The organism is Streptomyces sp. G5(2025), assembly GCF_049542075.1.
In the GTDB taxonomy this organism is placed as follows: Bacteria; Actinomycetota; Actinomycetes; order Streptomycetales; family Streptomycetaceae; genus Streptomyces.
Window position 1 is genome coordinate 4356047 of sequence record NZ_JBMUZT010000006.1, and the last position, 13972, is coordinate 4370018.

Sequence of the window (13972 nt, forward strand, 5' to 3'; positions counted from 1 at the left end):
CGCCGGATCACTTCGCGTCGGCGTAACACTCCACGACGGCGGTCGTGAACGGGAAGCGGACCGGCGTCTCGCCGAAGGCGATCCGGCCGGCGAGGTCACCCGCCTCCCGCACGGCGCGCGCGACGGCCTCCGCCTCCTCGGCGGGGCAGTGCACGATGACCTCGTCGTGCTGGAAGAAGACCAGTTCGGCCCGCATCCCGGCCTCGGCGATCGTCCGCCGCAGCGCGGCCAGCATCAACAGGGCCCAGTCGGCGGCGCTGCCCTGCACCACGAAGTTACGCGTGAACCGGCCGCGCGCGCGGGCGTTCGTCGAGGCGTACCCGGGAGTGAACTCACCGCCCGGGGAAGCGGATGCGCCCGGCGCGGTGGGGTCCCCGGGGTCCTCTTGGGGATGCCCGCCTCGTCGTCCTCCCCGGCCCCGGCCGCCGGCGGGCTCGTCCGCCCCAGCCAGGTCCGCACGAGCCGCCCCTCCTCACCGGCCCGCGCCGCGTCGTCGACGTACGCTACGGCCAGCGGGAAGCGGCGGCGCAGCGCGGCCAGGTTCTTCAGGCCGTCGCCCGACGTCTGGCCGTACACCGCGCCGAGCAGCGCGATCTTCGCGTGGTCGCGGTCGCCGGAGAACGCGCGGTCCGACAGCCGGGTGTAGAGGTCCTCCTCGCCCCCGGCCACCTCCATCAGACCCCGGTCCCGGGAGATCGCGGCGAGCACCCTCGGCTCCATCTGGTCGGCGTCGGCGACGACGAGCCGCCAGCCGGGGTCGGCGATCACCGCCCGCCGGATCACCTTCGGGATCTGGAGCGCGCCGCCGCCGTTGGTCGTCCAGCGTCCGCTGACCGAACCGCCGGGCGTGTACTCGGGGCGGAAGCGGCCGTCGCGGACCCAGTCCTGGAGCCAGCTCCAGCCGTGGGCCGTCCAGATCCGGTACAGCTTCTTGTACTCGATGAGGGGCCGCACCGCCGGGTGGTCGATCCCCTCCAGCTCCCAGCGCCGCGTCGACTTCACCCTGATGCCGGCCTGTGCGAAGGCCTTCACCACGTCGGCGGCGAGGTCCGGGCGCACGCGGCGGCCGAACGCGGCGGACACCTCGTCGGCCAGCTCGGCGAGGCGGCGGGGCTCGCCGCCGCCCGCGTACCGCTCGCCGAGCAGTTCGGTCAGGAGCGCGCGGTGGACGTCGGCTCGCCAGGGCAGCCCCGCTGCGTTCATCTCGGTGGCCACCAGCATGCCCGCCGACTCGGAGGCGGTGAGCAGGCGCATGCGGCCGGGGTGGGCGGCGGCGTCGTGTCTTCGCTGCTGCGCGGCGTAGACCTCGACGAGTTCGGCGAGCGTGACGGGGGTGCCGCCGGGGCGGGGCTCGAAGAGGGAGTCCTGCGAGCCGGGTTCGGCGGCGCGGGGCGGGGGATCGGGGGGTACGGGGGCGTTGCGGAGGCGGGCGAGGGCGGCGGCCGCGGAGCGGGGCTCGCCGAGGCGGCCCTCGTGGCCGAGGAGGAGGAGCTCGGCGGCCTCCACGTCGTAGCACCGCTCGACGCGGACACCCGCGGTGAGCAGCCGGGGATAAACAGCGGGGGTCGACCGCCACACCCACCGGCCCACGCCGGGCCGCTTCCGCACGGCCTCCACGAGGTCGGGCTCCCGTTCGACGGGCCCCGCGGGCAGGCCGGTGACGTCGAGGGGCACGAGCTCCGCGCCGGCGCCCTCGGCCGCGGCGACGGCCCACCGATCACTCATGGCGCGAGTGTCGCACCCGGCACTGACAGTCGCCTCCGGCGCGAGGGAGACGTCGTCGCCTAGGGGCGTTTCGGCGCCCGGGGTGCGTGCGCCTGGGGTTCGTCTGTGGGGCGGGGACGCGGGGGTATGTCCGTGCTCGCTATCTTGGCGCGGGGCTTTTGCTGCTTCGGCGCCGTCATGACCACCGCTGTGCTCCGCGCGCACATACCCCCGCGTCCCCTCGGGTGCGCTCGCGGGTGCGGGTGCGGCCCGGGGTGCGCCTGGGGGTGTCTCGGGGCGGGGACGCGGGGGTATGTCCGTGCTCGCTATCTTGGCGCGGGGCTTTTGCTGCTTCGGCGCCGTCATGACCACCGCTGTGCTCCGCGCGCACATACCCCCGCGTCCCCTCCGGCGCGCTCGCGGGTGCGGGTGGGGGCCCCGGCCGGTGAGTGTCTGACTACGGTTGCCCCATGCAGATACGCGGCATCGATCCCCGGGACACGTCCTGGGAACAGGACCACGCCACCTACCGGGTCTACTTCTGGGACCGCTCGGACCAGAGCGCCGACGAGTACGAGGTCTCCGGTGCGGCCGATGTCGAGGAAGTCCTGGCGTGGGCCAAGGAGCACGCGGCGGAGCATGGATGTACGTACACGGTTCACGTCACGGCCCTGGACGACGGCCGACGGGGCCTCATCAGGGTCGCCGGAGTCCTCGGGGACCCGTTCGCCGACCAGTGAGGTCCCCGGGGCGGAAGGCGCCGCTCAGGCCGCCGCGTGGAACCGCGCGGCGGCCTCACCCCGCGAGCCCACCCCCAGCTTCGACAAGATGTTCGCCACGTGGAACTTCACTGTGGACTCACTGATGTGCAGCCGCTCCGCGATGTCCCGGTTCCGCCGCCCCCGGGCCAGTTCCCCGAGGACCTCCAGCTCGCGCGCCCCCAGCGCGGCAAGAGGATCGGCCGTCCCGGCGGACTCCTTCGTACCGAGGGGCAGCGACACCGTCACCGTCGTCCCCCAGCCCTCCACCGCGTCGACGTCGAGCCGCCCGCCCAGGGCCTCGACCCGCTCGGTGACCCGGCGGCGTCCGAGTGAGCAGTACGAGAGGGCGCCGGGACCGTCATCTCGTACGGTCACGTGCAAGGTGGTGTCGTCGAGCCGCCAGCCGACATGGACGCGGTCCACCCCGTCCTGCTCCAGGACGGCGAGGAGCAGCCCCCGACCGATCGCCCGCCCGGCGTGCGCCACGTCGGCGGGCAGGCGCCGCGCGGTGCCCGGAGGGGCGAGCGCGAGCCGCACCTCGCTGTGCCGCAGGAGCGGCCGCAGGGACTCTTCGAGGCGGGTGAACGCCTGGTCGGCCGGTTCCTCCGCCACCGACTGATCCCGTTCCGCCTCGGCACGCAGGTCGAGCAGCGCGGAGACGGCGAGTTCCGTCGCCGCGGCCCGCGCGGCCCCGTCGTCTAGGCCGCGGCTGCGCAGTACGCCGAGCAGTCCCGTCAGCACGGCGGTGTGCGCCTCGCCCGCCTCCGCGATGGCCCTCGCCCGCGCCCCGGCGGCCGCCCGCGACTGGGCCAGCGCGCCGGGCAGGGCCTCGGCGGCGAGCCGGTCGAGGTGGCTGGTGACCAGGTCCCACAGGACCCGCGCGGTGTCGATCGCGGCCGTGTCGAGCGGCCCGGCCTGCTCACGCACCAGGACGAGCAGCGCGCCGCGCGTGGTCCTGTCGCTGTGCAGGGCGAGTACGGGGTGCTCCGCACCGCCGATCCCGGCCGTGCCCTGCCAGGTCCGCCCGACGCCCACGACGGGGCCGAGCCGGTCGAGCTCGGCGGCGGTGATCCGCTCCGCGAGCGCGGCCTCCCCGGCCGTCTTGAAGGGGGAGTGCGCGCACTCCGTGGCCAGTTCGGCGGCGGCGCGGTGCGGGATCAGGCCCGCCAGGACACCGGAGAGCCGTGGCAGGACCTCGTCGAGCGGGGCGCGCAGGATGTCGCCGGCGGCGTCGAGAACGGAGACGGAGTCCGAGTCCCAGGTCGAGTCCATGACCATCAGCCTACGGCGGGGACGCCCGGAAGGGGCTGGCCTTTCAGCCAGGTGGAACCGGCCGAAAGGCTGGCCGCCCCCACCCGCCGGTGGCAGGAAAGTGGAGCCCGTCACCCCATCGGATCAGGGAAAAGGAGCCGTCATGGCAGTCACCGGGACCACAGCGGAGACCATGGAAGCCGTCGTCTTCGAGGAGTTCGGCGGGCCCGAGGTCCTCGGCCTGCGAGAGATCGACAGGCCGCAGCCCGGCGCGGGCCAGATCCGCGTCAAGGTCAGGGCCGCCGGGGTCAACCCGGTCGACTACAAGACCCGCCGCGGCTGGATGGAGGAGTTCTTCCCGACCACGCTGCCGGCCGTGCCCGGGCGGGAGTTCGCGGGCGTCGTCGCCGCGCTGGGCGAGGGCGTCACCGGGGTGGCGGTCGGCGACGAGGTCTTCGGCTGGGCGGACAGGGGTTCCGGTACGTACGCCGAGTACGCCCTGGCACGTCAGTACGTCCGCAAGCCCGCCGCTCTCTCGTGGGAGTCGGCGGCCGCGCTGCCCGTCGCCACGGAGACCGCGCAGCGCGTGCTGGACCTGCTCGGCGTGGCCGAGGGCGAGACGCTGCTGCTGCATGGCGCGGGCGGCGCCGTCGGCACGGTCGCGGCACAACTGGCGGTGGCGCGCGGCGCGACGGTCATCGGGACGGCGTCGCCCGCCCACCACGGGCGGCTGCGGGAGCTGGGCGTGCTGCCGGTGGCGTACGGGGACGGGCTGGCGGAGCGCGTCGCCGAGCTGACGAGTCAGCGCCCGGACGGCGCCCGCGTCGACGCGGTCTTCGACGCCGCGGGGCGGGGTGCCCTGCCGCTCTCCATCGAGCTGCGCGGCGGCACGACGGACCGCGTCGTCACCATCGCGGACCCGGACGCGGCGACCCACGGCGTCCCCTTCTCGGCGTCCGCCGTCAGCGACCCGCTCCCGGCCCTGGCCGACCACGCCCGCCTCGCCGCGGAGGGCCGCCTGCGGCTCCCGGTCGCCGAGACCTTCCCCCTCGCGGACGCGGCCAAGGCCCAGGAACTCAGCGAGTCGGGCCACGCGGGAGGCAAGCTGATCCTGCTCCCGCGTGCGTGAACCACCACCACCGACACCACCCGCACGTGAGCAAGCCGGGGAGCATGCGGCACGCCCGCCGCCCCGCCCCAGGAAGCCCACCCGCGTGAGCGGGCTGCCCCCGCCCCCGAGGCGCACCCGGGGACCACACCCGCAGCCGCCAGCGCCCGGGGAGGTGGGACGAACGCACGCCCGTCGTCGCCCAAGGATGGCCCGTAGCCGCGAGCGCGCCGGAGGGGGCGTGGGGGTATGTGCGCGCGGAGCACAGTGGTGGTGCTCCGCGGGTCGATGAGCACCCGGGGTCCAGGGCCAAGATGGCGAGCACGGACATGCCCCCGCGGCCCCGCCCCCGAAGACGCCCCGAGGCGCACCCGGGGACTACACCCGCAGCCGCCAGCGCCCCGGGAGGTGGGACGAACGCCCGCCCGTCGTCGCCCAAGGACGGCCCGTAACCGCGAGCGCGCCGGAGGGGACGTGGGGGTATGTGCGCGCGGAGCACAGTGGTGGTGCTCCCCGGGTCGATGAGCATCCGGGGTCGAGGGCCAAGATGGCGAGCACGGACATGCCCCCGCGGCCCCGCCCCCGAAGACGCCCCGAGGCGAGGCACAGCCCCGGCCTCCCCTCACGCCCCCCTCACGCCCGCCCCCGCACTCCGGCAACCCCCACCGCCACCACACCGCAAACCCCCACCACGCCCGCCACGACATCCCACGGCACCACCACCCCCACCGGCACCGACAACCGCGCCAGCCCCACAGCCAGCCCCCCGAGGCTGACCGCCGTCACGGCGAGGCCGAGCACCGCGCCCGCCGTCACCGCCACCACCGCCTCCCCGGCTACCACCCCCCGAACCTGCCACCGCGTCGCCCCCGCCAGCCGCAGGGCCCGCAGCTCAGCCCCCCGCACCGACGCCGCCATCAGCAGCGTGCTCGCCAGGGAGACCCCCGTGTAGACGAGGGAGATGCCGAGCAGCATCAGCAGCCCGAGCCGTGTCTGCGCCTTGGTACGGGGATACGTGGCGGCCAGCCACGCCTCCGCCGACCGCACCTCACCCCCGCTCCGCTCCGCCAGCACCCCCGCGGCCCGGTCACGATCCGCCCCCGCTGTCAGCCGCACGTCGACCCGGTCCACGGGAACCGCAACCGCAACCGAACCCGCGCCCCCGTCCCCGTCCCGCCGCCCCAGCGAGGCGTTGGCCGAGGTCACATACGCACCGTTGTCGCCGCTGCCCCGGGCAAGCACCGCCACGATCCGCAGCCGCGCGGGTCGCCCGTCGCCCAGCCAGACGTCGACGTGTTCACCGACCCCCCGCTTCGCCCACTCCTCGTTGACGACGATCGACCGGTCGTCCAGGTCGCGTACGTCACCGGCGACCACCGGCAGCCGGGACGTCGCCGCCAGCGCGGCGGGGTCGCGCACGGCGCGCGCGTCGGACCGGACGAGCGCGCTGCCCTCCTCGCGGACGTAGACGGCGGTGGAGGCGGACGCGGAGACGGCGGCGGCACCGGGTACCTCCCGGCGGGCCACGGCCTCCAGGTCCCGCCCGGTGACGACAAGGTCAGCGGCCGTCCGCTGCCGCGCCTCCGCCCCCTTCGCCTCGCTCACGGTCTGCGCGGAACCCAGCAGACTGCCCGCGAGGGCGACGGTGACCAGGACGGGCGCGGCGACGGCGGCGGTGCGGCGCACGGACGCGGCGGAGTTCTCGCGGACGAGGAGTCCGACGGCGCCGGGCAGCCGGAAGGCGCGGACGACGGGCCGTACGAGCAGCGGTGCGAGCGCGGCGGCCGCGGTGATGAGGATCATCGGCTGGACGGTGTACGTCTTGCGCTTCATGAGCGAGGCCGGGTCCGTGACCAGCGTCCAGACGAGCAGCCCGAGCCCGCAGGCCAGCAGGGCGGCGCCGATGACCCGCCGGCTCCACGGCATGACGCCGCTGTCCACGGACGCGTCGCGCAACGCCTCGGTCGGGGTGATGCGGCCGGCCCGCCGGGAGGCGACCCAGGCGCCGGTGAGGGCGACGAAGAGGCCGGTCCAGAAGGCGAGCTGGAAGGGCCAGGAGAGCGGCGCGGAGGCCAGGAAGGACGCCCCGGGGATGGTGAACGATCGCGGCGCGATGCCGGCGTCCACCATCGCCGCCCCGAGCCGCGGCCCGCCCCACGCCCCGAGCGCGCACCCCGCGAGGGACGCCGTGACACCCACCGCGAACGCCTCGCCGAGGAGTTGCCGGCGTACCTGCCCGGGCGTGGCGCCCGTCATCCGCAGCAGCCCGAACTCGCGCCGCCGCAGCGCGACGACGAAGGCGAACGTCGACGCCGTGACGAACACCGACACGAAGGCGGCGACGCCGCCCGCCGTGCCGAGGAAGGAGTTGACGGCCACCATCGCCTCGGCGTCGCGCGCGGTGCCGGGATCGGCCTGGCGGCGGTCGTCGCCGGTGAGGACGCGGGCCCGCCCGTCGACGACATCGCGTACCGCCCGGACGGGGGCGTCGACGCCGACCGCGTCCCGCTTGCCGCCGTCCAGCTGTACGGGCCCGAGCCGCCGGAGGTCGCGCAGCAGTCCGGCGTCCACAGGGTGTGGATGAGAGAGCGGCTTCGATACGTGGGTGGTGTCCGGGCCCCGCTCGACCGGCACCGTCAGCCGGTCCTGCCCCAGGACGACGACGGGCGACCCGGCGAACCGCACGATCGGCCGGTCCGGCCCCGCGAGGCTCGCGTCGAGCCCGAGCCCCATGGCGGCGGTGAGCCCGACGCCGAGGGCGACGGCGACGAAGGCCCCGAGGAGACTGCTCCACCGGGTACGGAGAGAAGCAAGGAACATGCTCACAGCCCGGCCCTCTCATCCACACAACCACGGCCCGCACACCCGGCAGCCCTGGAAACACCGCCGACGGCCCCGGCGCCACCGCCGGCAGCCCTGGAAACACCAACAGCCGCCCCCGCACCGCCCCCGGCCGCCCCCGCCCCGCCCTCCAGCGAAGCCATCCGCTCCGCCACACCACCCGCACTCGGCGCCCGCAGCTCACCCGCAACCCGCCCGTCCACGAGGAACACCACGCGGTCCGCGTGCGCCGCGGCCACCGGGTCATGCGTGACCATCACCGTCGTCTGCCCCTCCCGGTCCACAAGCCCCCGCAACAGCCCCAGCACCTGCCGATTGGTGCCCGTGTCCAGCGCGCCGGTCGGCTCGTCGCCGAAGAGCACGGCGGGGCGGCTGACCAGCGCCCGCGCGAGGGCGACCCGCTGCTGCTGGCCGCCGGACAGCTCCCCGGGCCGGTGCCCGGCCCGGTCGGCGAGACCCACCCGGCCGAGGGCGTCGCGGATCTCCGTTCGGGAGGGGCGGCGGCCCGCGAGACGCAGCGGGAGGGCGACGTTCTGGGCGGCGCTCAGGGAGGGCAGGAGGTTGAAGGCCTGGAAGACGAAACCGATCCGTTCCCTGCGCAGCAGCGTGAGCCGCCGCTCGCTCAGCCCCGTCAGCGGGGTCCCGCCCACCTCGACCGTCCCGGACGTCGGCCGGTCGAGCCCGGCGGCGCACTGCAGGAGCGTGGACTTGCCGGAGCCGGATGGCCCCATGACCGCGACGAAGGTCCCGGCGGGCACCTCCAGGTCGACGCCGTCGAGGGCGGCCACGTCACCGTGCAGGCGGTGTACGGCGGTGAGGCGTACGGCGGCGGGGTGTACGGCAGTTGAGAGGGTCTCGTTCATGTCCTCAAGCCAACCGCCGGGCGCGCCCGCGCACACGACCACTGGGGGGCGTCCCGGGGGTAGGGCCAGCCCTACCCCCACCCGCCGCTCGGGGGTGCCCGCACCTCATACCCTTGCCCCATGGGCCCCACGGATTCGGTGATCGACGACGCGTTCGCGGCGGCGCTGTACGGCGACGCCGACGAGGGCCTGGACACCGGAGCCTCCCTCCTCGCGGCGGCCCCCGGGGCGGACGCCGAGCTGCGCCGCCGGGGCGAGGAATACCTGCGCCGCGCGTGGCGGGGCGGCTGGCAGCCCGCCGACGTCGTACGCCTGGTCCGGCGTGACCTGGAGGAGCCACACGTACGCCTGGCCGCAGACCTCATCCACTCCGAGACGCGGAGCTACGCGCACCTGCCGCCCCGCTGGACGGACCAGCTCGCCGACCTCGAACGCGACCTCGGCCCCGGGACCGGGACCGCCCCGCCCCGCGACCGCTTCTCGTACGCCACCACCCACCTCCAGCTCTACCGCCTGCTGCTGCGCCTTCCTCCGATCGAGCCGGTCGGCCCGCCGCCCGGCGAGTCCGTGCCGGGCCCCGTCGAGGGCGAGCCCCGCACGCTCACCCGCATCCGCGCGCTGCTCGCCAAGGCCGAGGCGACGGGCTACCTGGAGGAGGCGGAGGCGCTCACCGCGAAGGCGCAGGAGCTGATGGCGCGCCACTCCCTCGACGAGGCGCTGCTCGCCGCCCGTACGCACGCGAAGGACGTTCCGGGGGCGTGCCGCGTCGGTGTGGACGCCCCGTACGAGACGGCGAAGGCGATCCTGCTCGACTCCGTGGCCACCGCGAACCGCTGCCGGGCGGTGTGGAACGAGGCGTTCGGCTTCTCGACCGTCGTCGGCTTCGAGCCCGACCTGGAGGCCGTGGAGTTGCTCTACACCTCCCTGTTGGTGCAGGGCACGGCGGCGATGACGAAGGCGGAGGCGGGACAGCGTGCGGCGGGCCGCAAGCGTACGAAGACGTTCCGGCAGACGTTCCTGCTGGCGTACGCGCACCGCATCGGCGCACGGCTGGCGCGGGCGGGCGAGCACGCGGTCAAGGAAGCGGCCGAGGCGGCCACGGCGGCCGAGGCGTCCGGGGGCGGTGCCGCCTCGCTGCTGCCCGTGCTCGCGGCGCGCGAGGTGGCGGTGACCGACCGCGCGGAGCGGATGTTCCCGGAGACGACCACGACGCGGGTGCGCGGCGCGACGGACGGCGAGGGCTGGGCCCACGGCACGGCGGCGGCCGATCGCGCCCACGTCACGCCGCCGGGCCGGGGCCCCGCCCTTCGCTGAGCCCGGAGCGGTCCCGCAAAAACGCGCGCTACGTCAAGAAGTCCGAGCACACATGCGGCCCCGACTCCCCGCCGCCCGCCACGAACACCACCGTCACCCGTACGTCGTCCGGCCGTGTCCGCCCGCTCTTGTCGAGGACGGACCGCGCCCGCGCCCGGCTGCACACCAGCTGCCCGGCGAGGTTGCGGTCCTGGACGGAGGTGGGGTCGAGCTCCCAGTCGGGGACCCGCACCGAGAGCCGGTCGCTCTCGCCGGTGACGTCGTACGGCCCGCCCGCGACCAGCGTGGTGAGCCCGGAACGCTTCTCGGACTCGGAGGGGCCCATCAGCAGCTTGACGACGTCGGCCGGCTTCCGGATCTCCTGCCCCGGCCGGGGCACGCCCTCCAGCCGGCCCGGCTCGGAGACGAAGTACAGCCGCAGCCCCTTGGTGAGCCCGCTCGCCGGAGCCCCCGCGTCCACCACCCCGGTGGGCCGCACCCCGCACCCGGCGAGGACGAGCGCCATCAGCACGACCCCGACCAGGACGAGCGCCATCAGCATGACTCCGACCAGCCTCCTCACGCCCCGCCCACCTCCGCGGATCGCCGCCACGGCATCCGCAACGTGAACACCGCCCCGCCCCCGCCCCCGCCCCCGTCCCTGTTCGCCACCTCGATGGTCCCGCCGTGCAGCCGCGCGTTCTCCAGGGCGATGGCCGTGCCCAGGCCGCTGCCCTCCGAGCGGGTCCGGGCACTGTCCTCCTTGTAGAAGCGGTCGAAGACGTGGGGCAGTACTTCGGGCGGGCGGCGGCGCTCGGCGCCGGAGCGTACGCCCTCCGCGGCGGCGGCGAAGGCGCCGGACGCGTGGCGGACGGACTGCCGCCCGCCACCGCCACCGTCGTACGCACCGACCTCGTGCGGTCCAAGACGGTCGACGGCAAGGTCGACTTCGCGGGGCGCCGCCCGGTGAAGTCGGCGGTCGAGGGCACGGTCACGGTCGCCGCGTGCGAGGGCGTCACGGTGACGCGCGGCCAAGGGCTCTACGAACTGGACGACAAGCCGGTGACGCTGCTGTACGGGCCCGTCCCCGCCTTCCGCGAGCTGCGGGCCGGGAATCGGGGCAGCGACGTCCTCCAGCTGGAACGCAACCTCGTCGCCCTCGGATACGGCTCCGGCCTGTATGTCGACCCGCGCTTCGACCGGGCGACCGAGGCCGCTGTCAAGCGGTGGCAGAAGTCCGTCAACCGCACGCCGACGGGCCGGGTCGGCAAGGGAGACGTCGTCTTCCAGCCCGACCAGGTCAAGGTCGCCTCGGCGGACGCGGCGCTCGCCGACCAGATGGGTCCGGGCGACCGGGTCCTCACCGTCGCCTCCACGAAACCCGTCGTCCGCGCCGAACTCGACCAGAGCGACGTGTCGCTCACCGCGAAGGGCACGAAGGCCGAGGTCACCCTGCCCAGCGGCAGGACGGAGCCGGGCCGGGTCACCGGCACGGCGGCGCCGGACGCCGCCGGGAAGCCGGAGGACAGCGGCCCCGGCGACGCCGTCACGGTCGAAGTCACCCTGGACGGCGGCCGGTCGGTGGCAGCGGACGAGGACACGCGGGCGACGGCGAGCGTGAAGTTCGTCAGCGAGGCCCGTGAGGACGCTCCTGTCGGCGCTCGGCGCTCGGCGCTCGGCGCTCGGCGGCGCGGCGGGCGCGGTGCTCGGCACGGCGGCGACGTACGGCTTCTCCCTCGCGCAGGGCTGGACGCCGGTGGTGCCGCCGTGGTCCCTGACGGCGGGCTTCGGCGCGACGCTGCTGATCGGCGTGACCGCGGGTCTCTACCCGGCGGTGCGGGCCTGCCGCCTGCACCCACGGTCGCGCTGAGCGCCCCGTAGCCCTCTGCCGATATGCCGCGTATCCCCCGTATCATCACAGAGTGACCTGGCTCCGAGCGCTGAAAGTGACAGCCCGCTCAGGCCTGACCGTCGAGCGCAAACGCCTCGAACCCCTCGTGGCCGCCCGCGGCGCCGCCGGCCTCGCCATCGTCATCGGCGTCAGCCTCACCCTCTTCGGCCCGGCGGTGGCCGCCAGCTCCGCCTTCGGCGCCTTCCAGGCGGCCATCGCCACCTTCCAGCGCAGCTGGCGGCCCCGCCCGGAGCTGGCGCTCGCCTCCGGCACGAGCCTCGCCCTCTCCACCTTCCTCGGCTACCTCACCGGCTCCCACCTGCTCCTCTTCCTGGCCCTGCTCTCCCTGTGGACGTTCCTGTCGGGCTTGAGCTGGGCCGCGGGCCCGACCGTCGGCATCATCGCCTCCTCCAACGTCGCGATCATGCTGGTGACGGTCACCATCCCGACCTCGGTCGCCGCCGCGGCCGTCCACGCGGCGGTGATGGTGGCAGGCGGCTGCGTCCAGGCGGCCCTGGTCATCCTCTTCCCGGTGCGCAGATGGGGCGCCCACCGCGACGCCCTCGCCGACGCCCTGGCCGCCGAGGCGGACTACGCCCGCAGGCTCCGTCACGACCCCGTGGCCCCCTTCGACCCCGAGCCCCTGATGGCGGCCCGCGACGCGGCGACGATCACCCCGCGCCAGGCCCGCCGCCGCCCCCGCGAACTGCACGGCGCACGAGGCATCGCCGAACGCATCCGCCCGGTCCTCGCCTCCCTCGCCGACCCGGCGGTCGGCGTCCCGCCCGAGGGCAGGGAACGCGACCGGGTGCGCGAGATCCTCGCGGCGGCCGGGACGGTCCTGGACGCGGCCGCCCGCGCGATCCGCCACGGCGAGCCGGTGCGCGTCCCCCCGGCGGCCCTGGCCACCCTCAAGACCCCCGACACGGGCGCGATCCTGACAGGCCCGGCCCACCGCGCGGCGACCCGCCTGGGCGCGCTCCTGCGCGACGTACTGGAGACCGCGGGCACCCCACAGACCCCGCCCCACGACAAGCCGACCCCGGCCCACGACAAGCCGACCCCGCAAGCACCACAGTCCCCGCAAGCACCACAGACACCACAGACCCCGCAGGCATCACAGGCGCCGCAGAGCGCCCTGCTGCGGCCCTCCCTGCCCGCGCTCGTCCCCTCCGCCCTGCGCGCCATGCGGGCCGCCCTGAGCCACGAGTCCCCCATCGCCCGGCACGCGATCCGGGTCACGGCGGTGGCCGCCGCCGGGTATCTGCTCGGGACCTGGCTGCCGTTCGGGCATGGCTACTGGGCACCCATGGCGGCGGTCATGATCATGCGGCCGGACTTCTCCCAGACGTACTCCCGCGCCGTGGCCCGCTTCGGCGGCACCCTCGTCGGCGTCGCGCTCGCCACGGCCCTGGTCCAGCTCGCCCACCCCGGCATCGGCCTGTCCGCCGCACTCGCCGTGCTCTGCGCCGGGATGATGTACCTGCTCATGCGCACCGGCCAGGTCGCCGCGCAGGCCTGCGTGGCGGCGTACGTCGTGTTCCTGCTCGGCATGAGCGGCCAGCAGTGGACGCAGACCGTCCCCGAACGCGTCGTCCTCACCCTCCTCGGCGGCGTCCTCGCGATGATCGCGTACGCGCTGTACCCGGCCTGGGAGACCCCGCGCCTGCGCACCCGCCTCGCGGACTGGCTGGTCACCGATGGCCGTTACGCCGCCGCCGTCGTCGACCGCTACGCGTACCCGGCGGGCCAGGCCTGCCCCGACGTCCGCCAGGCCCTGCTCGCCGCGCGTGACGCCCGCGTCGCCTGGCAGGAGGCGACGGACCGCGCCAAGAACGAGCCGGTGCGCCACCGCGGCCTGTCCCGCGCCGCGGCCGCCGACGCGGAGCGGGCCCTCGCCCAACTGGGCCGCGTGGCCATGCTGATGGAGGCACACCTGCCGGAGCGCGACGCCACCCCCGTCCCCGCGGCGGCCCGCCTGGCCGAGGCGCTGCGCAAGTCGACGGAACAGGGCGCGAAGGCGGTACGCGAACGCCGCCCCCCGCGGTGGGACGCGGTCCGCACGGCCTTGGAGGAGTGGGACGGCGAGGGCGTCCCCGACCGCGTCGTCCGCAGAGGGGCCGGTCTGCTCCTCGACACCCTCGAAGAACTCACCGACGCCCTCGACACGCCCCCGCCCCCGATGCTCGTGGACGGCTCCGAGGCCTCCGGGACGTCGAACGGGCCGGGTGACCAGAAAGGCCCCCCGACCCGCTGACCG

10 protein-coding genes and 1 pseudogene are annotated in these 13972 nt (G+C 75.5%); 5 read left to right on the forward strand and 6 right to left on the reverse strand.

Going from position 1 to position 13972, the window contains the following annotated elements:
• Nucleotides 1–7: 7 nt before the first annotated feature.
• Nucleotides 8–1725, reverse strand: a pseudogene (locus ACOBQB_RS30580) (bifunctional 3'-5' exonuclease/DNA polymerase).
• A gap of 449 nt (nucleotides 1726–2174) precedes the next feature.
• Here ACOBQB_RS30580 and ACOBQB_RS30585 point away from each other — a divergent pair.
• Nucleotides 2175–2444: a hypothetical protein gene (locus tag ACOBQB_RS30585; RefSeq protein ID WP_423596241.1), complete on the forward strand. Its 270-nt coding sequence runs from the start codon at nucleotides 2175–2177 to the stop codon at nucleotides 2442–2444.
• A gap of 24 nt (nucleotides 2445–2468) precedes the next feature.
• On the opposite strand, the gene ACOBQB_RS30590 is transcribed toward ACOBQB_RS30585, so the two are convergent.
• The gene (locus ACOBQB_RS30590; protein WP_423596243.1) at nucleotides 2469–3737 is read right to left on the reverse strand and encodes a LuxR C-terminal-related transcriptional regulator; all 1269 of its coding nucleotides are present in this window, start codon (nucleotides 3735–3737) and stop codon (nucleotides 2469–2471) included.
• Between the two features lie 172 nt (nucleotides 3738–3909).
• Between ACOBQB_RS30590 and ACOBQB_RS30595 the strand changes: the two genes are divergently transcribed.
• The gene (locus tag ACOBQB_RS30595; RefSeq protein WP_423598859.1) at nucleotides 3910–4845 is read left to right on the forward strand and encodes an NADP-dependent oxidoreductase; all 936 of its coding nucleotides are present in this window, start codon (nucleotides 3910–3912) and stop codon (nucleotides 4843–4845) included.
• Between the two features lie 612 nt (nucleotides 4846–5457).
• Here ACOBQB_RS30595 and ACOBQB_RS30600 read toward each other — a convergent pair.
• Both ACOBQB_RS30600 and ACOBQB_RS30605 read right to left on the reverse strand, forming a co-directional pair.
• Nucleotides 5458–7644, reverse strand: coding sequence for an FtsX-like permease family protein (locus ACOBQB_RS30600; protein ID WP_423596245.1), 2187 nt, complete (start codon nucleotides 7642–7644; stop codon nucleotides 5458–5460).
• A gap of 2 nt (nucleotides 7645–7646) precedes the next feature.
• Nucleotides 7647–8528 carry an ABC transporter ATP-binding protein gene (locus tag ACOBQB_RS30605; RefSeq protein ID WP_423596247.1) on the reverse strand — a complete coding sequence of 294 codons (882 nt, stop codon included), beginning with the start codon at nucleotides 8526–8528 and terminating at the stop codon, nucleotides 7647–7649.
• A gap of 120 nt (nucleotides 8529–8648) precedes the next feature.
• Here ACOBQB_RS30605 and ACOBQB_RS30610 point away from each other — a divergent pair, with 120 nt between their 5' ends.
• The gene (locus tag ACOBQB_RS30610) at nucleotides 8649–9842 is read left to right on the forward strand and encodes a DUF2786 domain-containing protein (RefSeq protein ID WP_423596249.1); all 1194 of its coding nucleotides are present in this window, start codon (nucleotides 8649–8651) and stop codon (nucleotides 9840–9842) included.
• 28 nt (nucleotides 9843–9870) lie between these two features.
• Here ACOBQB_RS30610 and ACOBQB_RS30615 read toward each other — a convergent pair whose 3' ends face one another.
• Both ACOBQB_RS30615 and ACOBQB_RS30620 read right to left on the reverse strand, forming a co-directional pair.
• Complete coding sequence (locus ACOBQB_RS30615; RefSeq protein WP_423596251.1) at nucleotides 9871–10404, reverse strand: hypothetical protein; 534 nt, start codon at nucleotides 10402–10404, stop codon at nucleotides 9871–9873.
• A complete protein-coding gene (locus ACOBQB_RS30620; protein ID WP_423598861.1) occupies nucleotides 10401–10613 on the reverse strand; it encodes an ATP-binding protein in 213 nt (70 codons plus the stop codon). Before ACOBQB_RS30620 ends, ACOBQB_RS30615 begins: the two co-directional genes overlap by 4 nt.
• Between ACOBQB_RS30620 and ACOBQB_RS30625 the strand changes: the two genes are divergently transcribed.
• On the forward strand, nucleotides 10605–11702 hold the full coding sequence (locus ACOBQB_RS30625) for a peptidoglycan-binding domain-containing protein (RefSeq protein WP_423596253.1): 1098 nt from the start codon (nucleotides 10605–10607) through the stop codon (nucleotides 11700–11702). The genes ACOBQB_RS30620 and ACOBQB_RS30625 overlap by 9 nt on opposite strands.
• Before the next feature lie 41 nt (nucleotides 11703–11743).
• A complete protein-coding gene (locus tag ACOBQB_RS30630; RefSeq protein WP_423596255.1) occupies nucleotides 11744–13969 on the forward strand; it encodes an FUSC family protein in 2226 nt (741 codons plus the stop codon).
• Nucleotides 13970–13972: the final 3 nt, after the last annotated feature.